The sequence below is a fragment of the Bradyrhizobium sp. CCGUVB4N genome (assembly GCF_024199945.1).
GTDB lineage: Bacteria > Pseudomonadota > Alphaproteobacteria > Rhizobiales > Xanthobacteraceae > Bradyrhizobium.
Window position 1 is genome coordinate 1,803,243 of record NZ_JANADP010000001.1, and the last position, 22,486, is coordinate 1,825,728.

Consider the following 22,486-nt stretch of genomic DNA (forward strand, 5'->3'; position numbering starts at 1 on the left):
GCGAGTGACAGCATGAGCCTCGGCGCAACTAAACTCGGCGACTATGCCGCAGACTTGAATGCCCTGAAAGACGACAACCGACTGCGTGGTCTCCAGTCGCGCACCGGGGTTGATTTTTCGTCCAACGATTATCTGGCGCTGGCGAACGCGCCGCGTATGAAGATGGCTGTCTCTGCCGCGCTCGATGCCGGAACGCCTGTCGGGGCAGGCGGTTCGCGGCTCCTACGGGGCAATTGCGAGGAGCACGAAGCTCTCGAAGCTGAGGCGGCCAGCTTCTTTCGCACAGAGACCGCCCTTTTCTTTGGTGGCGGGTATGTCGCGAATTTTTCGCTTTTGACAGCGTTGCCACGGCCAGGCGATCTGTTGGTCCTCGATGCCCTGGTGCATGCAAGTATTCATGAAGGCGCACGAGCCGGTCGGGCCGAGTTTCGGATAAGTGCTCACAATGATGCCCTATCAATCGAAAGCACAATTCGTGACTGGAGAACCAAGGGCGGAACGGGTCGTGTCTGGATTGTCGTCGAAAGTCTCTACAGCATGGATGGCGATTTTGCGCCTCTGGCAGAACTGATTGAGATCGCTGATCGTTACGATGCGTTTGTGATCGTAGATGAGGCTCACGCGACGGGCGTCTATGGCGAACAGGGTTGAGGACTCGCTGCGCAGTACGAATCGCGCGAAAATCTCCTGGTCGTCCATACCTGCGGCAAAGCGCTCGGCGCTGCAGGCGCACTTGTCACTGCCTCCGGCGTGCTGCGCGACTTCATGGTCAACCGTTGCCGGCCGTTTATCTTCGCAACTGCGCCTTCGCCGTTAATGGCTGTCGCTGTGCGGCAAGCGCTCTTCATCCTGCAGGAAGAGCCCGAACGTCAGGAGCGTCTGGCTAGCCTGGTTGCGTTCACACATCGAGAAATGGATCAGCGCGGCGGCCGAAGATCCTCAGATTCGCAAATCGTGCCGTACATCATTGGCGACAATATGCGTGCGATGCGTCTTGCCTCTGCTCTGCAGGCGCGCGGCTTTGATATCCGGGCGATCCGGCCGCCTAGCGTGCCGGCGGGCACAGCCGGTCTGCGAATTTCGCTGACCCTCAATGTTAGGGAGGAAGATGTGCGTGCAATGCTCGATGCGCTGTTCGAGGAGACGAAGGGATGGGCTCAATGAGCCGGCGGATCGTGGTGACCGGGACAAATACCGGGGTTGGCAAAACGGTGTTCTCCGCGGGTCTTGCTCATCTCATTGGTGCAAATTATTGGAAACCGATCCAGGCCGGTCTTGAAGGGCATACCGACGCCGAACTCGTCGCGACCCTGGGTGATCTCTCGGCCGACCGGATCTTGCCGGAGCTTTACCGTCTTCGCACACCTGCTTCCCCCCATCACTCCGCGGAGATCGACGGCATTCGTATCGACGTGGATGCGCTCGATCTTCCGGAAGCGGGTGAGCGGCCGCTCGTGATAGAAGGCGCCGGCGGGCTCATGGTGCCGTTGAATTATGGCACGCTCTTCGTTGACATTTTCGAGCGATGGCGCGCTCCCGTCGTGCTGTGCGCGAGCACGGCACTGGGTACCATCAATCACTCTCTACTCTCGATAGAGGCCCTGCGAAAGCGGCATATTCGAATTCTTGGCATTGCATTTATAGGCGACAGAAATTCCGAGAGCCAAAGCGCGATCTGCGAGATCGGGCGAGTACGTTTCCTGGGCCGATTGCCATGGATTGATCCCCTCACGCCACTGGCGCTGCAGACCGCGTTCAAAGACTCGTTTGTGGCTGAGGATTTCTTGAACCCACAATGCCTATAAACCATTCGCCGATCTGGCACCCGTTCACGCAACATGCGCTTCAAGATGAGATCATAGAGATTGTTCGGGGTGACGGTGCTTATCTCTACACCGCCGATGGACGCCGCATCATAGATGCAATCTCATCTTGGTGGGTCGTCACGCACGGTCACTGCCACCCTCAGATTGTGCGCGCGATACAAGAGCAAGCAGCTAGACTTAACCAGATTATCTTTGCCGGTTATACCCACGATCCGGCCGAGGAGGTTGCGTCATTGCTTTTGCAGCTCGCCCCCGTGGCCTCGACTACGTCTTCTTCTCCGACAGCGGAGCCACGAGCGTGGAAGTAGCCATAAAAATGGCTCTCGGCTATTGGCATAACATCGGCGTGCGTCGAAGGCGCATTGTCGTGATGCAACATTCCTACCACGGCGACACTATCGGTGCGATGTCGGTGGGAGCGCGAGGTGTGTTCAACGCGGCGTACGGTCCATTGTTGTTCGATGTCACCTCAATTCCATTCCCTGCGAAGGGTCGTGAGCAGGCAACGCTCGACGCGCTTGAGTCTGCATGTCGAGGCGAAAGTCCCGCGGCCTTCATTGTGGAGCCTTTGGTATTGGGGGCGGGTGGGATGCTCATGTACCCGGCCTGGGTGCTCGCGGAGATGAAGCGGATCTGCGAGGCGTCAAACGTCCTGTTTATTGCCGACGAGGTCATGACAGGGTGGGGCCGTACCGGAACCCTTTTTGCGTGCGAGCATGCCAAGATCACGCCCGATATCGCCTGCTATTCAAAAGGCCTCACGGGCGGGGCGCTCCCGCTTGCGGTGACACTCTGCCGGGCAGACATTTTCGAGGCACACTATTCGCAAGATCGCACGCGAACCTTTTTTCATTCCAGTTCGTATACGGCAAATCCAGTGGCATGCGCCGCGGCAAAGGCGAGCCTGAATCTCTGGAAAGATCGCGAAAGTCATAAGCGACTGGCCTGCCTCGCCAGAATGCAGGAGCAGGCCGTTGAGCCATTCCGAGCCGATTCGAGGTTTGCAGATGTCCGCTGGACCGGCACCATCACGGCACTCGAGCTGAAGACGGGTGATGCAGGCTATCTTGCAGGTATCGGGCCGAAACTTCAGGCCTTCTTCAAAGGAAGGAATCTACTGCTGCGCCCGCTCGGCAACACCATCTATGTGATGCCGCCGTATTGCGTTACGGCGGCCGACCTCGATGAAATCTATGGCGCAATCCGCGACGCTGCTCACAGCCTGACCTGAGCACGCGCCTCACGTGGAAAGATAACAGCGGCGCCGTCTAGCCGTTATCGCAGGGCGCATCGGCAGATTTCCGAGGAAGCCGAGAGGACGCCGCGCATCTGCTGCAGCAAGGCGTTGAAATGTCGTGCGACGTTGAAATTCGGCGAGCATTACTGCTGTTACGCAGTATTTTGCCGAAGAAGCCCAGTAAATTGCGCTAATCAGGATCTCGATGTCCGATAAATTGAGAGAGACGCGGTGGAGGTCGCTTCACCTGCGAGGCGTAAATCAGCCTCAACCTCTGGCGTCTGTAAATATCGAGAAGACTTCGTATCGGTGGCGCCTCGCTTGTGTGCGAGCGCGCTGTTGCCGCGGAGAGAATGCGGGGGGGGGCTTATCAACCTTGTGCCGACAGGAGGCGAGAATGCGCAATAACCTCCATGCTTTGCCCCATGTCTCAGTGGCCTGCTGTGCGATGTGCGGCCGAAAGTTCGGGTTGATCCGCTACTATTGCTGGCGCACGGCTCTGTGCTCCAAGAGCTGTGTAAGCCGGTTCAAGCTTCGCCGGGAGGCCGACCAGAAATGGCTTCGCTGGTTACGAACGGCCTAGGCTTTGCGGTCTCAGTCACCAGGCCTGCGGTGACCGCACCGGGAGTGGACCTCATCCCTGGCGTGTAGCCCCAAGACACAGGAAAATTTGCATGGAAGTATCAGAGAGGACGGCAACAATCGTCGATTTTGCTGCCTACAGGATGAAGAAGCGCGCGCGGGTTGACCTGTCGCGCGGCGAAGTGCGCGCAGCCCATGGTGCGGTCCTGCCCCTTGTGTTGTTTTCTCTCTTCCTGGCCTGGGTCCCGTTCGCTTACATGGGCTGGCCCGGAGCGGGCCACGACCCATGAGTACTCCCATCGGGACCATTGGCTTCGCCTCGGCACGCAAGCACGCTATGACAAAGGGCCGTCCTGTGGTCGGTCTTTCCCTATTCTGGTAATGTGAGCAGGCGCCCTCGTGAGCCGCCCCAGCACCGGGATAGACCGAGTTTTGGATACAGGAAGGGAGGTCAGGCCCGGAAGGCCTGATATCATGTGCGATCGCTTTCAAGTCTATAAGGTTGCCTTGAAACCACGTGGGCGAAGGTGGTTGTGGTCGGTCTGTACGACCGAAGGCTCATTGGTGATGACCGATCAAAAAGCAGTCGACCTGCGGCCAACTATGAAGCCAATCGAGCGCTTCTTCTATTGCTGCTAGGCACGCCATACCATTCGCATTCCACACTCTCCCCTGATGCGCGACGACGCCAGCCAAGACGACTCTCGTGACGAGCCCCCATCGAGAAGTGCTTGCTCAGGGCTGGGTGTGTTCTGATTCGTCTAAGCTGGAGCTGACGGCTTTCTTCCAACCATCGACAGTCCTCTCTTCGCTTCTTTAAGGAATCGTACGGCTGCTGGGTATGCCGATGCAGGAAATCCAACATGAGCTTCACTTCAGAGCAGCATTGTGAACGCATCACGATCCCAAGCCTGCAGCAATACAAGACGCAGGGGCGCCGCATCACAATGACGACCGCCTATGATGCGGTTTCTGCGCGCATTGCGGATCCAGTCGTGGACGTCATCCTGGTCGGCGACAGTGTAGGTAACGTCTGTCTTGGTCTCGACAACACGTTGCCAGTCAGCATGGCCATGATGAATCATCACCTGGAGGCAGTTGCACGCACAAGACCTCGTGCCTTGCTCGTGGCCGATATGCCCTTCCTTAGTTTTCATGTCAGTCCAGAGGAGACGATATGCAATGCCGGAGGCTTCCTCCAACGTGGCGCCGACGCGGTGAAACTCGAGGGCGGTGCCAAGCGCGTCAAAATGGTGCGCGCATTGGTCGATTGCGAAATCCCGGTGATGGGCCATCTTGGCCTTACTCCACAGAGCGTCAACGTTATGGGTGGATTCAAGGTGCAGGGCAAAAGCGGCGGAGACGCCGTAGGCCTGCTCGACGATGCTCACCGTTTGCAAGACGCCGGTTGCTTTGCCTTGGTCTTGGAAGGCATCCCGGCGGAACTCGCGGCACGAGCAACCGAATCCCTGAGTATACCCACTATCGGAATCGGCGCGGGACCAGGTTGCTCTGGGCAAGTGCTCGTCTTCCATGACGTGCTGGGTTTAACACAAGATCGTCGCCCCAAATTCGTTCGCACCTACGCGGATGGTTTCCAGCTATTGCAAGAGGCACTCTCGTGCTGGGCTACCGATGTCCGTAGCGGCGCATTCCCGGAGCCACAAGAGTCTTACCGGCTTCCAGAAGGGCTGACGAGCACGGTCGCGAACTGGAAACCATCTCGCGCAACCTGATGGAAGGCTCGGCATGCAAACAATCACGACAGCTACTGAGCTCCGCCACGCCCTGGCAGAGGCGCGCAGGAGGGGTAAACGAATCGGCTTTGTGCCGACTATGGGCTATTTGCACGATGGCCACCTTGCTCTCGTCAATGCGAGCCGGGCGCGAAGCGATCTGACGATCGTCAGCATCTTCGTCAATCCGACTCAGTTCGGAGCGAATGAGGATCTCAGCAGCTATCCGCGGAACTTTCTACGGGACGAAACGCTCTGCCGAGAGGCCGGCGTTACAATCGTGTTTGCGCCGGATACCCAGGAGGTCTATCCGGCCGGATTTCAAACCGTTGTCGAACCAGGCGAGCTCGCAGAGCCGTTGTGCGGAGCGTTCAGGCCTGGGCATTTTCGCGGGGTCGCGACAGTCGTCTGCAAGCTCTTCAATATGGTGCAGCCGGACGTCGCATTCTTTGGCCAGAAAGATTTTCAGCAGTGCACAGTGATCCGGCGCATGACAGCTGATCTCAATTTTCCCATCGAGATCGTCATCGTGCCAACTGTGCGGGAGGCTGACGGCCTCGCCATGAGCAGTCGCAATCGCTATCTGCACGCGCAAGAGCGTCAGCAGGCGGTTGCCATCAGCCGCGGCTTGTTGGCCGCAGCCGATGAGTTTCGCTCAGGAGAGCGCGACGTGAGCAAGCTGGTTGCAACGGCAAAGGAACATTTTGCGGAAATCGATCAGCTCCAGTATCTTGAGCTCGTCGATGCTGAGACACTCAAACCTGCAGCGAGTCCTCTGCAGCGACCAGCAGCGTTATGCCTCGCTGCGTATGTCGGTTCGACGCGGTTGATCGATAATGTGATAATGTCGTTCCCAAGCCCGTTACTTGGTTCAAGTACCTGATAGCGACTCGCAACTTTACTTCCTTTCGACTGTGGCTGCCTTGCTCAGACTGCTGCATCGACACCTGAGAGACTAGTTCGACGCTGAGCGGGAACTAGTTCTCAATCGACCCAACAGTTTGTTGCTCGGGAAGCTGATTCAAAATCGGTGCGCTTCGCGCCGGCAAACCAAGTCGAAAGCAAGTCGGCCGTCTCAAATATGTGTGTCTTGAAGGGCGCGAGATGCCGGCCTAAGACGCGTGCGTCGAAAACTCTCAGCGTACGATTTCCAGCAAACGAAAAGTTCTTTCCGACCGAGAACAAAGCTCGTTTCATTTCATTGACTGGACGCTGGTAGACCTTACGATTTCAGCGAGATGAAGTCGATCTGATGATCGTGCCCTGCCGTCACTAACGGGGGCCTTCGTCGATCAAGTCCGATGAAGAAAAAGTGACCTCGTTAATATTGACTGTCGTCTTCGCGACGTATGGCCGAGATATTGTTCGAAGATCGCAAGTAAATGAGAATACAACCATGAATAAGATGACACAAATTGACAGCTCTATTCCTGCTGCGGACATCGTCAGGCGCGGCGCGCGACTTGGAGCCGAAATTAAGAACATCAGGCTATCGGGCGATATGTCCGACGAGGTCATGCATGCGATTTATCGAGAATTGCTCGAGCATAGGGTCGTGTTCGTCGCCGATCAGCGACATCTCGACGATTCGGAGCAGGAGCGCTTTGCCGTTCGGCTCGGAAAGCTGTTTACGCAGCCCACTGTCGAAACGACCGCCAGGGAATCAATCCTCCCAGATCGGGGTCGGAACAGCCATTGCAACGACCGGGGGAAGATGGATGACTCGTTCATCGATACCTATCCGAAAATTTCGGTGGTCCGCGGTGCAGTAATCCCACCTTCCGGCGGACAGTCAATTTGGTCGAACGTCGCGGCTGCGTATCTGGATCTTCCGGCGCCACTGCGCAAGCTTGCCGACGAGCTCTGGGCAGTTCACAGCAACAGCTATGAACATGCTGTGCGAGCGCGTAGCAGCGAGTTCGACCACCACAACGAAGTATTCACTGGAACCATCCATGAGACGGCGCAGCCGGTGGTGCGGATCTATCCCGAGACAGGCGAGCGCACTCTCGCACTGGGGAGCTCCGTGCAGCGCTTCATCGGTCTACAAGAATATACGGGTCAAAGACTCTTCGAACTCTTGCGATCCCACATTATGGCTCCAGAAAATACGGTACGCTGGAACTGGAAGGCCGGCGACGTCGTAATCTGGGACAACCGCGCAGCGCAGCACTACGCAGGAAATGAAGATGGCGATCAAAATACACTCGTGCCCCACGCGACCTTCGCTAGCGTTCTAGCACTCAATAACGACGCTCTTTCGGGCGGCACGCAGGCCAAGATACTCAGGCAACAAGCGGCCAGGGCTGCTTGAATCGGGCCGCTAGTTTACATGCCCTTGTCGCCGGGGCACACCAGAACTAGTAGCTTGTCACAGTGATTGTGACTCTTTGGACGTTGCGGGATAGGCGCGGCCCATTTTGGCGCGGGCTTTTTCGGTCGTGAACATCCATTTGATGCGGGCGCCAGCGGCATTTCGTTGTTTCTCCCATGCGGCGATTTCGCGGCGGAGCCAGTTTGGGTCGTCGATCCTGCGGTCGAGGCACTGACCGCGGAGCACGCCGATCTCGATCTCGACCATGTTGAGCCAACTGGCGTGCTTTGGGGTGTAGTGGAACTCCAGGCGGCGCAGAATTCGCCGGGCTTCGTCAGGCGCGAATGCCTCATAGAGGGAGCCTACGGAGTGGGTCGACAGATTGTCCTGCACGACGCGGATGCACCCGGCGTCGGGATAATGAACATCGACGAGTTCGCGCATGCACTGGGCGTAATCTTCTGCCGCCCGTCGCTCTGTGACTTTGACTTTGCGCCATGGCCGATGCACGTCGATGCAGACGAAGAGATTGACGGTGCCGTTGCGGCGATACTCGCAATCGTAACGTTCGAGTTGGCCCGGCTCGGCGGGGATCGGCTCGCGAACCTCGCCGATGAGCTGGACCGGGCTCTCGTCGAAGCAGACCACCGGCCGGTCGGGATCAGGCGCCTCGGCATATAGGTCGAGCACGTCTTCCATGCGGGCGACATATTCGCCATCGACCTTTGGAATGCACCACATATCCTTGCGCCACGGCTTGAGGCCGTTTTCGGCCAGCCGCCGGCGCACCGTCTCGCCCGACAGGCTCTCGTGGTCGGTGAGCCTGACCATGGCGTCGGCCAAAAGCTCCAGCGTCCAGCGGGCGCGACCCTCGGGAGGGGTTGCGCAAGCCGTTGCCACCAGCAGGGCTTCCTCCTTGCCGGTGAGCTTGCGCTCCGCGCCTGGACGCGGATCCTCGCTCAGCGCCCGCTCCAGATTGCCTTCCACGAAGCGCCGTTTGGTCCGGTACACGGTGGAACCGCCCACCGCCACGGCGCGGGCAATCTCTTCATCGCTGCGGCCGGCATCGGCCGCCAGCAATATCTGGGCGCGCTTGAGCTTGCGGGCAGCCCGCTTGCCCTTGCTCAACATCGCGGTGAGTTCACAGCGTTCGGCTTGGCTCAATTCGACCCGATAACGTACATTCATCGCGACCTCCTTGTCGGAGGACCGGACGAATCGACAAATGAATCGAAAATCAGGCGCCGCTCGCAGCCTCAGCCCTCAAGGCTTCACCGAAAAGCAGGGCCAGTACCTGGCCTTCATCTACACCTACGCGCACATGTTCCGACGCCCGCCCGCCGAGACCGACATGCAGCGCCACTTTCAAGTCAGCCCGCCTTCGGTCCACCAGATGATCGTGACCCTCGAACGAAATGGTCTCATTCGGCGCCAACCCGGCGTCGCTCGAAGCATCCAAATCCTCGTGGCTCCGAAAGACCTGCCCATCCTGAACTGGCTCGGAATCAACCAGTCATAATCAGTGTGACGAGGTACTAGTAGCGTATCCCGAATAGCTAGGGCCGCCTTAAGAGGAAATCGAAGAGATGGGGCTGCCCCGTCTCGACACGGCAAAGATGGCGAGATGCGCTCAGCACTAGAGGAGATCGCAAGCCACACGACGCGATCGCGATCGATCTCCGGCTGATCTGCTGCGAAGACGAGTACGATTGGCGGGCGTGATCCGAGGCGCAACCAGTACAGCTCGTCCGGTCAAATGCGCCAAATTCCGAGTACCAGCTCTTGCGTCCGTTAGATCCTGAAAAAGGCCGCGCGAATAGAGCGCGCGGCCAAGTCAGGGAGGAAACGCCCCAAAGGGCAAGGAGGGAGTATCTGGATCAGCGGATCTATCGCTCATCCAGAGCTCCAGGCGCGAGACTGCTATAAAAAGCTCAATCTCGCGCGCAAACGATGCATAGCGGAATTCCCGCGCCGCTTGGCAGCGAATTGTGACTATCCCGCGCATCTTTTAAGCGAAACAGAGCGGCATATTGCGAATTCATGCTTCCCCGCGCTGGCAGTCACGTCCGTCGCACGCAACATTCGAGAGAAACGTCTCGTCAACGCGCAAAGGTTCGCCGTCAGGTGACGTTCGTAAGGGCGAACTCCCGGAGTTGTCGAAGCTCGCTCAGCCAAGAATCCCGCGCTTCAAAATCCTGCGGAAAGAGACTGGCGATCACGCGCTGCATCTTTTCTGTCGTTTTTCTTCTTTCGTGCGCGAATTCGGCGCCCACATCAATAATCTGGATTAGAAAAGTCGGGCGGTGAAGTTCTATTCGCGTCGTTTCGAGGCGCAGGAAGTTTGCATGGTGCTCCGTCAGCAGTGGTTCAAGACTCACATCGCGACATACGCCACGTCAGGAACATCGACATCGTCGCTGTGCATATTCGGTCAAGTTCAGCATTTTGAAATCAATCTCACCTAGTGAGCTGCTCGTCACCCGCGACGCGTGTCGATTCAACATCGAAAGGCGTCAGGCTGGGCTCGGCATCACATCAAGAGCGCGAACTCACTTGGAGAATGACATGAGCAAAGTCGCGATGTGGCTCGGCTGGCCGTCAATCAGGCTGCGCATTGGATTGCGCGGCCAAATGGCGTTGCTCGGGCTTTCCGGTGTCGTCGTCACCGGCGCAATTTGCGCGGCGGCCTTGCAATACGCGGGCCGCGTTCAGGACGTTGCGAACGACAGCAATGAATTCAAGGCGCGTGTCTCGTCACTGTCACAAAGCTTTCTTGAGTCGCGGCAAATCACGAGCGACTTCCTACGCAAGCCAAGCGAGGCTCTGATCCTGAGTTATGCTCAAAATAGCGAGCGACAGCTTGCGGACTTAAGTCAAGTTGAGGCATTTGTGGCGATCTTGCACGACGATGACCCGCTGAAGGAAGCAACGTCTCTCCGTTCCGTGATCAATCTCTATGCGACGCGCTTTCATAACGTGGTCTCAGCGCAGCGCAATCTCGGATTCAGCGAGGATAACGGATTTCAAGGCAAGCTGCGCAGTGCGTTTAACGGTCTCGAGCGGCGCCTGGCGGAACTTGACCGACCGCGCCTGACATCCTTGATGCTAATGATGCGCCGTTACGAGAACGACTTCATCTTGCATGGCGAAGAAAAGTATGGTGATCGCCTGGTCGAGCAGGAGGCGGAATTCGAGGCTGCCATCGCTCAGCTCGACCTGACATCGGAGGTGAAATCCGAGCTATTGGGTCTCGTCCGCGCATACAAATCGAACTTTGTTTCCTTCATGGTGACCCAACAGACTGTCAGCGACCAAGTCGATGATCTCAGCCAAATTTACGATCGGATCCGCCCGGCGCTTCTGAAGACCTTGGTCGCAGCCGATGCGCGTTCGCAAACCGCAGAGATTCGAGCTGAAAAGATTCGGCGAACGCTCATCTGGTTGATCGGACTTGCAACCATTCTCGTAGGCTCGGCTGCGCTGCTGTTCGGTCGACGGATCGCCAGGACGGTCGCTTCGATGACCGCAGCGATGCGCCAGCTCGGCGAGGGACGGTTCGACGTTGTGCTGCCGGGGCTCGGCCGAAAAGACGAGCTCGGCGCGATGGCCGAAGCGGTTGAAATGTTCAAGCTGAAGGCCGGAGAGAGGGCCCAGGCCGAGCTCGATGCAAAGGGTGATCGCGACCGGGCCGCCGCCGAGCATCGTAAAGCCGATATCGCGCGCCTCGCAGACGAATTCGAAGCGGCCGTCGGAAAAGTCATCGATACGGTCTCGTGCGCCTCATCGAAACTCGAGCTCTCCGCGCGCAGCCTTACCCGCACAGCCGACCACGGCCGACAACTTTCCGTAAACGTCGCGTCTTCATCAGGGGAGGCATCGGTCAACGTTCAGCGCGTCGCAACCGCAACGAGCGAAATGGCGCAGTTGGTCGCGGGGATTGGCCGACAGGTCGAAGAGGTGGCCGGTATTGCGCGCGAAGCGGTCCGTAAGGCCGCAGAGAGCGATCAGCGCATTGCCAGCCTAGCCTCCGCGACTGAGCGAGTCGGCAGCGTCGTTCAATTGATCGCTGCGATAGCGCGGCAAACAAATTTGCTCGCTCTGAACGCTACGATCGAGGCCGCACGTGCCGGCGATCGGGGTAAAGGTTTCGCGGTTGTCGCTCAGGAAGTGAAGTCTCTTGCGACTCAAACAGCGCATGCGACGGTTGAGATCAGCGACCATATTGCCGGCATCCAAACGGCGACGGCGGAGTCAGTCGATGCCATTACCGAAATCGGGGTTACCGTGAACCGCATCTCGCAGATTGCCGAGAGTGTGGCCGATGCCATCGCAGAGCAGGAAACGATGACCCAAAGCATCGCGCTAAACGTACGAGAAGCGGCCGGAAGAACCACGCAGGTCGCGGCGAGCGCCGGCGAAGTGACCGACGGTGCCAAGCAAACCGGAGAGGCATCGATGGAGGTGCTGGCATCCGCCGAATTGCTCTCCGGCGAAAGTCATCGGCTCAAGCAGGAGCTGAACAGTTTCCTGGTCAGGATCCAGGCAGCTTAAGAGCTTAGCGCCCTCGGATGAGCTCGGTGAGCCAACCCTCGGCTTTCCAGCTTCAGAAGGAGTGAGCAAAGCGGTGCTTTAAGACATTGGAGTATCCCGTGGTGCCACCGTCAGAATAAATCCGAGCTCGCTGCTTGGACCAAATCGGTGGACTAAGGGACGTTGACAGGTGGCATGGACGCAGTCGGACGCAGCACCAGATGATCCCGGTGCGGGCTGTCTGCAGACCACGTAATTGCAAGAAAAAGCATAAGGAAGATTAGAGAACCGCGCATGCGAGAAGGCTGCTCCAAAGGCTGTGTCAGAACGATGAAGCAGGCATCCGACGCATCTTGAGTGCACCACAGCCACTGATTGTTGTTGCTGAGTGGAAATGGCTATATGCCGAGTTGTTTGCAGCAATGCAGCGAAGTCTCGCGGTATCGCGCGGGAAAAATGCTTACCAGCCAGATCAGAGCCGGAATCGTGCGTCTGGTTTGAGTTAATATATGCCTCTTTTGAAAACCGAGTGGGTGCAGTGACGGCTTTGGCCGCTTGACGACGAGCGCCGCGTTCATCCCTATGTTCGACCGGATGAGAGACCATCCCTCCGTCCCGACCTGCCTTGCCCGGTGCAAGGGGGCGTTCGGCGGTCAAGGATGGCCGCAGGCCACCGCACCGCGGCGCGAAGCGTCCTTGAGGGCCGACCGCCCCCTTGCGATGCTGGGTGCAGGTGGGGCTCTGGGAGGCGTGTGGGACGGTGCAAAATCAGCTCTTCGAATCGGCGCTTGGGATTACCAAGCCGTGGTACGTTCGGGGCGTCGACTTCGACGCTGCCAAGAAGGTTCTGACGATCACTGTCGATTTCGTCGCCGGGACGCGATTTGCGGTCGCCGGTGTCGCGGGCGTCCACCCGGTTCATGACACCCAGATCAAGCGGCTGCGACATCTCAACTTCTTCCAGCACGAATGCTTCCTGGAGGTTCGGACGCCGCGGGTGAAGCTGCCCGATGGGAAGGTCGTCCTGGCCGAGCCCGCTTGGTTCGGCAAGCTCGCCGGCTTCACCCTGCTGTTCGAAGCGCTGGTGCTGGCCATGGCCCAGCAGATGACCTTTGCGGCCGTCGCCAAGCTGGTCGACGAATCCTGGCATCGGGTCCACGCGATCTGCTCGCGCTATGTCAATCTCGCCTTGGCCGAGGCGGACCTTTCGGCAGTGACCGCCGTGGCGATCGACGAGACGTCCTGCCGGCGCGGCCACAATTATCTGACCATCACCGCCGACACCGATGAGCGGAAGGTAGTGTTCGTCACCGAGGGCAAGGACGCCAAGACGGTGGCCGATTTCGCCGCCGATCTGGCCGCCCACAAAGGTACCGCCGAGCAGGTCCGTTTGGTCAGCATCGACATGTCGCCGGCCTTCATCAAGGGCGTCGCAGATCATCTGCCCAACGCCCGCATCACCTTCGACAAGTTCCATGTCGTCGCCCACGCTTCCACTGCCGTCGACAAGATGCGGCGCCTCGAACAGCGCACAGATCCAAGCCTCAAAGGGCTGCGCTGGACGTTGCTCAAGGACCGCGGCCGGCTGTCGGACGAAAGTCGCGCCGATCTCGACACCTTGATTGCTCAGGCCGCGACCAAACGCACGGCGCGTGCCTGGCTCTATCGCGAGCATCTGCGCGACATCCTCGATCGCAAGCAGATCAACGTCGTCTCCGCCATGCTCAAACAGTGGTGCACCAACGTCCTGCGCTCCAGGGTCGAGCCGATGAAGGAGGTCGCCAGAATGATCCGCAAGCACTTCGACGGCATCGTCGCCTGGACGCAAACCCGCCAGACCAACGGCTACATCGAAGCCCTCAACGGCCTATTCCAGGCGGCTAAACGCAAGGCCCGCGGCTATACCCGTTTCACAACGATGCGCACCGTCCTCTTCCTCATCGCCGGAAAACTCGACTTCACTCCGATCAACCCCCATGCCGCGTAGCCCACTCAAAGTTCAAAAGAGCCAGCTTTAAGACCAAGCCAGAGATCGCGCTTGAACAGATCGAAGCAGCCTGCAGAACCGGGCTTCCTCGCGGCGTGGTGCTGATGGATGCCGGATATGGCTGCAACACGGACCTGCGGACCAGCATCAGCGCGTTGGCGTTGACCTATGTGGCTGGTATCTTGCCAAACACCACGGTGTGGACATCCGACACGGCGCCGCTACCGCCGAAAAAATGGTCGGGCAAAGGGCGACCACCAAAGCTGCTGCGCCGCGACCACAAGCATCAACCGATTTCGGTCAAGGAGCTTGCTCTTTGCCTTCCTAAGCGGGTCTGGCGCACGATCAAGTGGCGAGAGGGCGCGGCCGAGCGGCTATCGTCGCGCTTCGCTCGCGCGCGCGTTTGCGTCGCGCATCGAGATTACCAACTCACCGAAAGCCGACCGGAAGAATGGCTTTTGATCGAATGGCCAGAAGGTGAGGACGAGCCGACCAAATACTGGCTTTCAACGTTGCCGGAAACGATCACTTTTGGAAGGCTAGTCGATCTAACCAAGCTGCGCTGGCGCATCGAGCGCGATTATCAGGATCTCAAACAAGAGGTCGGGCTCGGGCATTTCGAAGGGCGAGGTTGGCGTGGCTTCCACCACCACGCTACGCTGTGCATCGCAGCCTACGGATTCCTGGTCTCCGAGAGGGAGACGATTCCCCCCTCGGGATCTCGTTCCACCAGGCCGTTCAAGAGACTTGCGGTTTCCAACGGTTACCGACCCAGAGGCTCCGCTGCTGCGACCCGAACGTCACATCCCGAACTCGATTGCGACGATGCGGCGAAGACTGATCGTTGCCATCGTCCGCACCCTCTCACGCTGTCCCTGTTGCATTCGCCCGATCAAACAGCGCCTTCTTTTGTGACGCAGTAAGACTAGCGGAGAGTAGAGCGAACTTCTGACCAGCAGACCTTCGATCTGAAAAACTGGGTTCCTCGTCTGGTCCGTGGCGTCGATTTGTTAGCCTGACGACACCTTCCTTGTTTTGGCGAGCTCTCCTTCGGAAAGCATCACCGTACCAATGATACCCGATCTCGCCAAATGCGCGATCTCTGCGTCTGAAAGCCCGAGAAGACCTGATAGAACCTCTTTGTTATGTTGTCCAAGTGTCGGGGCTGCCGCGCGGATTGCACAGGGCTCCTCACCTTCTCGAATCGGCATTGAGGGCTGCGGATGCAAGCCAATGAAAGCGCGTTCGACTTCTTGCAAAAACGCGCGCGCCCTGAGATGCTGATCGTTGAGCAGGTCAATTGGCAAGCGGGAGACGCCCGCCGCAACCTTTGCGGCCTGCAATTCGGACATGGCCTGATCCGCGTCGCGGGTGAGCGTCCAGGCTTCGATACTTCTCTCGATCAAATCTTCGATGCCGCGTCGCCCTTCAGTAGATTTCAGCGATGCGTCGGTGGCCCAGTCTGGCCGCCCAATGAGAAAAGCAAGCCTCTGCCACATCTCCGCGTCCATCGCGGTTACCATGATCCAGTTGTCCTCACCTCTACATCGGAAGCAGCCGTGCGGCACGAATTGCGGATGTCGATTGCCGTATCTTTTCGGCGGCGTACCGCCGATCGAATGGACGGTGATCCATGGCGCCGCAAATGGCATCATGCAGTCGATCTGCGCAAGATCAATGAACTGTCCCTGCCCGGCGGCGCGGGCGTGAATGAGCGCAACGAGAACCGCGGCGCAGCCGTTCAATCCACCGACGGCGTCCCCGAAAGCGAAGTGGCTCATCACGGGTGGCCCTTCAACGCTTCCGATCACGCTTGGCAAGCCGGAACCCTGCTCGAGAGTCGAGCCGTACGCCCGGCAATCGCGATGGATGCTGTTCTTGCCAAAGGCTGACATCGACAGTACGATTAGCCGCGGGTTTAGCGTTTTCAACACGTCGTAGCCGAGCCCGAGCTTCGGCAGTACATCGACGGAATAATTGTCAACGACGATATCGGCTCCTGTCAACAACCGCTTGGCAAGCGCGATGCCCTGCGGCCGCGTCAGGTCGAGTGTGATACCGCGCTTGTTACGATTCATGATGCAGAAGCCCGGCACCGTTTCGTACATCCGGCCATCGACGTAAGTGGATCGCCGGTCGACGCCGCGCCACCAGTCCGGATATTGCATCGCCTCGATTTTGATGACGTCCGCACCGAGATCAGCCAGTGTGCGGGTACACAACGGGCCCGCCCAGCCCATCGAGAAGTCGACGACGCAAATTCCCTGCAGTGGCTGCCGACTGTCATCAGCGCCGCCGGACGATCCCGGCCAAGTGTCGGTCACGCGCGTTCTGGTTCTGTCGACCCCTTGCTGCTCGCCGGGAGCCGGAACCTTTCCGCCCCGGCGTGGCGGCGTTAATGTCAGTCGCTGCATCGAGCCAACCGTCAGGCCCTCTTCTTCGCCAAACAGAACAGGCACGATGGCACCGCGGGCTTTCTTCTCCGAGTCCTGGAGCAGATCGGATATTTCGGGTATTGGCACAATAGGGATCTTGCGCTTCAGTCCCTCCGCAAACCACTCCTGCGCTGTCCGCGTCTTCAGCCTCGGCATGAACTGTCGTTCGATCTCCTCCATCTGTTGGAGACGATCTTGACTCAGAATCAGAGCTGGATCGTCACGCAATTCGTACAGACCCACCATGTCGCAGAAGGCGCGCCATTGTGCCGGCGTGCCCGTCGTGATGCCGAGCCAGCCCTTTTTGGTTTCGTAAATGCCGGCCGGAAAGGTCGGCCAGAATCGGTTAGTGCCGATACGGCGCATCACGTTGCCGCGCGCAAACGCTTCGAACGTGTGATACTCGCTAAGAGCGAGACTCGATTCAAAAATGCTGAGAGACCATGATCGCCCCGCTCCCGCGCGCGTCCGCGCAACCACTGAAGATGCCGCGGCAATGAAGCCCCACAGACCGGCCAAAACACCCGTCTGAAAATCCGGTGCGTGCATCGGCGGGCCATCGGCCGCTCCAACCAGTTTAATGAGGCCAGCGAGCGCGCGGACGGTCGAGTCGGTTGCGGCAAACCCTGCGTAGGGCCCGTTGCGGCCGAACCAGTTCGCTTCAAGGTAGATCAGCCCTGGATTTCGCTGCCGGATCGCAGCGACATCAATGGACGGGCAATCCGCGGAATCAACATCGCGGCCATCGATGAGGATGTCGCAATCGTCGATGAGTGCGGTCAACCGTGTGTCCACGTTCGGTTCGGCGCGGTCTATGATGATGCTTGATTTGTTGAAGTTGAGAAAAGCGAACCACGCGCTCTGGCCACCGGGCGTGAGTGGCGCGCTCCGGCGGAGTGGATCGCCTGCTGGCGGCTCGACCTTCTGAACATCGGCGCCGAAATCCGCAAATAGCCGCGCACAATAGCTGGTGGCGGCCGCGCTACCGACTTCGACGACGCGCAGATGCGACAACACTCCGATTGACGACTCCATTTTCTCAGCCATACTGACACTCCGTAATAGTATCTGTCACGCCATGCGAGCATACGAACACCGGGAGCGCGGTTGCCTCCCATAGCGCTGTGGATCGCGTCGTCGAGATGCCTGGGGTTACTCTTGATCAAGCTTGCCGCATGCGGATCAACGCCGGAGCCATGCTTACCGCCCTGCCGAATCCCGTTCGAGCAACAAAGCCACTCGGCCAATTCGCCCGGGATTTTGTAGATGCACAGGCACATGCCCGGAATTGCACTCCGTGGCTGGTCTACCATTTCTAATCCCCTGTAGCGGGCGGCTTTCGGCCGAAATGGCGGTGTTGCCTTTGCGACGCTCGCGAGGACTTCGTACTCTGGCGCGTTCTTGATCACGCCTCGAGCAGCAGCTTCTGTGTCGCATCGCGAGTGCATCTTGTTGATTTGTCCTGCGCGTGACTGCCCTAGCGTGGTCCTCGTCAAGCGTATGGACCTGGAGTTCCATTGACTCCAGCAGACCCGGACAGTTGTAGTCGAGGTCGGCCTCAGTGCTCCGGAAGTATCCGTTTGCAAAGCCTATCTGAGTGGTGATCAGCTGTTGCATTTCATTTTCGTTCTCATCTGCCAAGAACATGCGCCGGACCACTAAGGTGGACCGGCACGACAGCCCGGCTTAGCGGCACCTGACCGAGTTGGTCCTGTACGCATGAGTTTGCTGAAAGGCTTGGGCGCATAACATGCGGCCAGAGGGACTGCATGCCGCCCCCGCCTCCTGGCTGGGATCTGCTCATCCTTCCGCCGCCAAGGTGGCGCTCACTTCGTCGCGGGAGAGCCACGTGGCTCTCCCGCCTTAATGCACCGGACGATCTACATGCTTCCGAAGTTCAAGTCTGGCGATGGCACGGCAGTGCACTTCATCGGGGCCATCGGCCAGCCGCATGGTGCGCACTAACCCATAGTCGCGCGCAAGGCCTGCGTCGTCTGAGACGCCGGCGCCACCAAAGGCCTGGATCGCCTGGTCGATGACCCTGAGCGCCATGCGGGGCGCCGCCACCTTGATCATGGCGATCTCCAGTTGAGCGGCCTTGTTGCCGACGCGGTCCATCATGTCGGCTGCTTTCAGGCACAAGAGCCGGCTCATTTCGATATCGATTCTTGCTTCCGCGATGCGCTGCTCCCAGACCGAGTGCTCGATGATTTTCTTGCCGAAAGCAACGCGCGAATTGAGCCGCTTGACCATATTCTCCAGCGCAGCTTCGGCCTTGCCGATTGTGCGCATGCAGTGATGGATGCGGCCCGGGCCGAGCCGGCCTTGCGCGATCTCAAACCCTCTGCCCTCGCCCAGCAACATATTACTCGCGGGAACGCGGACATTTTCAAGCAGTATCTCGCCATGGCCGTGCGGTGCATCGTCATAGCCAAACACGGGCAACATTCTTTCGATTTTGATGCCCGGCGTGTCTAAGGGTACCAAGATCTGCGACTGCTGCTGGTGGCGTGGCGCCTTGAAATCGGTCTTGCCCATCACAATTGCGAACTTGCAGCGGGGATCGCCCGCGCCCGAGGACCACCATTTGCGACCGTTCACGACGTAGTTGTCGCCGTCGCGCTCGATTCGGGTCTCGATATTGGCGGCATCCGATGAGGCAACCGCAGGCTCTGTCATCAAGAAGGCCGAGCGGATCTCCCCGTTCATCAAGGGCTTGAGCCATTGCCGTTTTTGCTCCTTGGTGCCGTAACGCATCAAGACTTCCATGTTGCCGGTATCGGGCGCGGAGCAGTTGAAAACTTCCGAAGCCCAGATGATGCGCCCCATTTCTTCGGCAAGCGGCGCATATTCCAAATTGCTCAATCCCGCGCCGCGGAGTTCGTCGTCCTCATGCAACGAAGGCGGCAGAAACATGTTCCACAGACCATCGGCGCGCGCCTTCTTCTTTAGGCTCTCGATCAGGGGGATCGGCTTCCAGCGGTCAGCCCCGGCGTCCTGCAGCTTGTAAGGGGGTACGGCGGGCAAGACGTGTTTGGTCATGAACGACTGTACACGGCCCAGCCATTCATTCTGCTTTGGCGACGTCGTGAAATCCATGTGACGCTCTTTCTTCTCTGCATGGGCCACTCGTCCGGCCGCATCGCTGTTCGCGCTCATCGCCTCAACGGACGTACTAGGCGCCGGGTTTGTTACCGCGGGGAATGTGCGCATTGACAAGGTCCACCTCCAAACTTTCCTACAAACGCTTGACGTGCAACTCTCAAGTTTGGGAGGTGATCCAAGCCTAGCGATCAAACTCACATCGCTGGTAATGGCCATCGCCATTTGCTCCGCGTGCACAAAAACGGTCGCTATCGGAGCGAACCGGACATGGTCGAATTGCTGATGGGGCTGGCCCCCCCCCCGAATGGCATCGATGTGCCAAAGGGAGGTGTTGAGAACCACGCGAGGAGGCGTCCGTGTCAGAGGTTACCATAATCGGCATGGATATCATCAAGCATGTCTTTCACGCGCACGGCGCGATGAGCAGGGCCGATCACTATTCGGCAAGCGGATCAGTCGAGGAAAGCTGCTGGATTTCTTCGAGGCCCTACCAGGTTATACTGTCGCGCTCGACGCGGTGAAGCACACACTGGGCCCGTCAGTTCATCCAGCTTGGCGATGAGGTTCGGCTCACTCCGCTCGCCTATGTAAAGCCCTTCGTGAAGCGGCAAAAGAACGGCGCGCATCGTCTGGGCGCTACTTGTAAAGCAGGAAAACTACATAGCGCCGGTTCGCGGCCAAGGCGTGAGCCTGGCGGACCTGAGGTCCGTCGCAGGTGTAGTCGGTCGAAGAAGGGTATGACTTCGGTGAAACGGGGCTAGATAACCAGATGCACTCATCGTGACTGGAGCACGCATTTTATGATTTGGTTTCGGTCCGCGAAATCCTATACGGCCCCGCAGCTCCATCGCTGCGTCAGAGGCCGGACAGATGGCAGCATCCAAATACGTGCGACCTTCTTCAAAAACCGCTTGCATCTGGCGGGGCGCCACAGATAGGTACACGCCCTGCTGTAGTGGGCCTGATGTTGTCAAGCCGCCCGATTGGACATCACGCCGCCGAGCTCATGCTTCTGTCCCTGGTCAACGCCTGGCCGCCACATCATGCTGAGAGGGAGCGGTGAGCCTATCTAGTCGGCCGTGAACAAGGCTCTAAGCGATTGAGCAGGAGTCTGTTTTCGGGTTTTGGAGGCGTTTGAGATTGCAGGGATTTGGGGCTTGAGGCTTCCAAACCCTGCAAATTGGTTTTTGGATTTCCTTTTGCTGCGGGCCATGATTCTGTGGTGCATCGGAGAAGACGATGCGGCCGAAGAAGCACAAGACCACGGGATCGAATGACCTGTTCCGGGCACGGCTTCCACAAATGCGGTCGGCACCACTGCGCTCGCCTATGGTGTTGCGCGTGACATGGCGCTGGGGCTGGAGGTCGTGCTGGCAGATGGCCGCGCGCTCAACGTCCTATCGAAGCTTAAGAAGGACAATACCGGATACGATCTGCGCAATCTCTTCATCGGCGCGGAAGGGACGCTTGGCATCATCACAGCAGCAACACTAAAGCTGTTTCCGAAACCTCGTACGATCGGGACGGCATTCGTTGGGCTGAAGTCTCCAGTAGCGGCTCTGAAGCTGCTGTCGATTGCGCAAAGAGAAGCCGCCGGCGCGCTGACGAGCTTTGAGCTCTTGAGCGAAGTTGCGGTCGATTTCTCGATTCGCCATGGCATCGACGTCCGGAATCCGTTGGGCGAAAGGCATCCTTGGTATGTGTTGATGGAATTGTCCTCACCGCGCGAGGATGCGAGCGTCACGATCGAGGCGATCCTTGCAAACGCGCTGGAAAGAGAGATCATCTGCGACGCAGTGATCGCAGCCAATCTTAGCCAACGGCTTGCTTTCTGGAGGCTGCGTGAGGAGATCTCGGCCGCGCAAAAACCCGAGGGCGGCTCGATCAAGTACGACATTTCCCTGCCGATCGCCGCGGTGCCCGAATTTGTCGAACGGGCAGATGCTGCTGTGACTAAGCTTATTCGGGGCGCGCGCCCGGCACCGTTTGGTCATCTGGGCGACGGAAACATCCATTACAATGTGAGCCAGCCGATCGGCGCTAACACCACCGAGTTCCTGGCGGCTGGCACGATGTCAACGCGGTGGTATTCGCGCTCGTAGCCGAGCTCGGCGGCTCAATCTCGGCCGAGCACGGCATCGGCGTACTCAAGCGCAACGATCTGCCCAAAGTGAAGGACAAAGTGGCTATCGAGCTCATGCGATCCATGAAAGCGATGCTGGATCCGCTGGGCATCATGAATCCGGGAAAGGTGTTACGACGTTGTCGAACGCGGTAAGCTAGGCGGCGCTGACGAATGCGTCCTCTGGTGACGAGAGGATATTGCGGCGCCATCAACGGCAGTCGCCACGCGCCCTCCCGCTGTCAACATCACCCGATCAAGCGACCGTCCTGGGCGGCCGCGACATTGCCAATGCCGTTCCGTCTGCGCCGGTCGGGAAGAGCCGCTGGGTCCACATTCCTTCGAAGACGATGATCCACGTGGCTCGCAACGGCCCACCTGGGCGTCAAGAGAAAGAGAGTAATCGGGCCCAAGCAGGCCTGAATGCGTCCACGTAAGGCTCTCTATCTTCAGCGCGCAATATACGCACAAATCTTGCGCAAAAACTTGAAATGTGAAGAAGTTAAGCGTCATATTCCTTCAGTTCGCAGTTTTGCTTCGAACTCTTGCGGCTAGCCTTTGCCTTACCGACACGAGAGCCGAGAAGCGCGTGTGTCGAGATTTTAGTAGGCT

The 22,486-nt window shown here is 58.6% G+C and carries 14 protein-coding genes and 3 pseudogenes; 13 read left to right on the plus strand and 4 right to left on the minus strand.

Going from position 1 to position 22,486, the window contains the following annotated elements; genetic code table 11:
- The first annotated feature begins 12 nt into the window (after positions 1-12).
- From NLM31_RS08135 to NLM31_RS08165, 7 genes and pseudogenes are all read left to right on the plus strand, one after another.
- Positions 13-1,164, plus strand: a pseudogene (locus NLM31_RS08135) (8-amino-7-oxononanoate synthase).
- Positions 1,161-1,805 carry a dethiobiotin synthase gene (gene bioD / locus NLM31_RS08140; protein WP_254191979.1) on the plus strand — a complete coding sequence of 215 codons (645 nt, stop codon included), beginning with the start codon at positions 1,161-1,163 and terminating at the stop codon, positions 1,803-1,805. The pseudogene NLM31_RS08135 and the gene bioD overlap by 4 nt, the downstream one beginning before the upstream one ends.
- Positions 1,796-3,057: pseudogene (locus tag NLM31_RS08145) on the plus strand (adenosylmethionine--8-amino-7-oxononanoate transaminase). The gene bioD and the pseudogene NLM31_RS08145 overlap by 10 nt, the downstream one beginning before the upstream one ends.
- Positions 3,058-3,737: 680 nt before the next feature.
- The gene (locus tag NLM31_RS08150; RefSeq protein WP_254191980.1) at positions 3,738-3,935 is read left to right on the plus strand and encodes a hypothetical protein; all 198 of its coding nucleotides are present in this window, start codon (positions 3,738-3,740) and stop codon (positions 3,933-3,935) included.
- A gap of 573 nt (positions 3,936-4,508) precedes the next feature.
- Entirely contained in the window at positions 4,509-5,381 is an 873-nt protein-coding gene (gene panB, locus NLM31_RS08155) for a 3-methyl-2-oxobutanoate hydroxymethyltransferase (RefSeq protein ID WP_254191981.1), read from the plus strand.
- Positions 5,382-5,394: 13 nt separating this feature from the next.
- Entirely contained in the window at positions 5,395-6,264 is an 870-nt protein-coding gene (gene panC / locus NLM31_RS08160; RefSeq protein ID WP_254191982.1) for a pantoate--beta-alanine ligase, read from the plus strand.
- A 513-nt stretch (positions 6,265-6,777) separates the two neighbouring features.
- Positions 6,778-7,695 (plus strand): TauD/TfdA family dioxygenase, encoded by a 918-nt coding sequence (locus NLM31_RS08165; protein ID WP_254191983.1) that lies wholly within the window; start codon positions 6,778-6,780, stop codon positions 7,693-7,695.
- A 57-nt stretch (positions 7,696-7,752) separates the two neighbouring features.
- Here the strand turns inward: NLM31_RS08165 and NLM31_RS08170 are convergent, their stop codons facing one another.
- Entirely contained in the window at positions 7,753-8,883 is a 1,131-nt protein-coding gene (locus tag NLM31_RS08170; RefSeq protein ID WP_254191295.1) for an IS630 family transposase, read from the minus strand.
- Between the two features lie 37 nt (positions 8,884-8,920).
- Between NLM31_RS08170 and NLM31_RS08175 the strand changes: the two genes are divergently transcribed.
- Positions 8,921-9,214, plus strand: a complete 294-nt coding sequence (locus tag NLM31_RS08175; protein WP_254128687.1) for a LexA family transcriptional regulator — start codon at positions 8,921-8,923, stop codon at positions 9,212-9,214.
- A gap of 601 nt (positions 9,215-9,815) precedes the next feature.
- Here NLM31_RS08175 and NLM31_RS08180 read toward each other — a convergent pair.
- Positions 9,816-10,073, minus strand: coding sequence for a hypothetical protein (locus NLM31_RS08180; RefSeq protein ID WP_254191984.1), 258 nt, complete (start codon positions 10,071-10,073; stop codon positions 9,816-9,818).
- A 187-nt stretch (positions 10,074-10,260) separates the two neighbouring features.
- Between NLM31_RS08180 and NLM31_RS08185 the strand changes: the two genes are divergently transcribed.
- The 3 genes and pseudogenes from NLM31_RS08185 to NLM31_RS08195 form a co-directional block, all read left to right on the plus strand.
- Complete coding sequence (locus tag NLM31_RS08185; protein WP_254191985.1) at positions 10,261-12,246, plus strand: methyl-accepting chemotaxis protein; 1,986 nt, start codon at positions 10,261-10,263, stop codon at positions 12,244-12,246.
- Positions 12,247-12,985: 739 nt separating this feature from the next.
- The gene (locus NLM31_RS08190) at positions 12,986-14,212 is read left to right on the plus strand and encodes an ISL3 family transposase (RefSeq protein ID WP_254127840.1); all 1,227 of its coding nucleotides are present in this window, start codon (positions 12,986-12,988) and stop codon (positions 14,210-14,212) included.
- Positions 14,203-15,135: pseudogene (locus NLM31_RS08195) on the plus strand (IS701 family transposase); the annotation flags it as partial. The gene NLM31_RS08190 and the pseudogene NLM31_RS08195, both read left to right, overlap by 10 nt.
- Positions 15,136-15,222: 87 nt before the next feature.
- Here NLM31_RS08195 and NLM31_RS08200 read toward each other — a convergent pair.
- Together NLM31_RS08200 and NLM31_RS08205 are read right to left on the minus strand one after the other, a co-directional pair.
- Complete coding sequence (locus tag NLM31_RS08200) at positions 15,223-17,694, minus strand: CaiB/BaiF CoA-transferase family protein (protein ID WP_254191986.1); 2,472 nt, start codon at positions 17,692-17,694, stop codon at positions 15,223-15,225.
- A gap of 816 nt (positions 17,695-18,510) precedes the next feature.
- Positions 18,511-19,746, minus strand: coding sequence for an acyl-CoA dehydrogenase family protein (locus NLM31_RS08205; RefSeq protein ID WP_254191987.1), 1,236 nt, complete (start codon positions 19,744-19,746; stop codon positions 18,511-18,513).
- Between the two features lie 1,352 nt (positions 19,747-21,098).
- Between NLM31_RS08205 and NLM31_RS08210 the strand changes: the two genes are divergently transcribed.
- Together NLM31_RS08210 and NLM31_RS43355 are read left to right on the plus strand one after the other, a co-directional pair.
- Positions 21,099-21,854, plus strand: coding sequence for an FAD-binding oxidoreductase (locus tag NLM31_RS08210; protein ID WP_375167472.1), 756 nt, complete (start codon positions 21,099-21,101; stop codon positions 21,852-21,854).
- Positions 21,836-22,030: an FAD-linked oxidase C-terminal domain-containing protein gene (locus NLM31_RS43355; RefSeq protein ID WP_375167473.1), complete on the plus strand. Its 195-nt coding sequence runs from the start codon at positions 21,836-21,838 to the stop codon at positions 22,028-22,030. Before NLM31_RS08210 ends, NLM31_RS43355 begins: the two co-directional genes overlap by 19 nt.
- Positions 22,031-22,486: the final 456 nt, after the last annotated feature.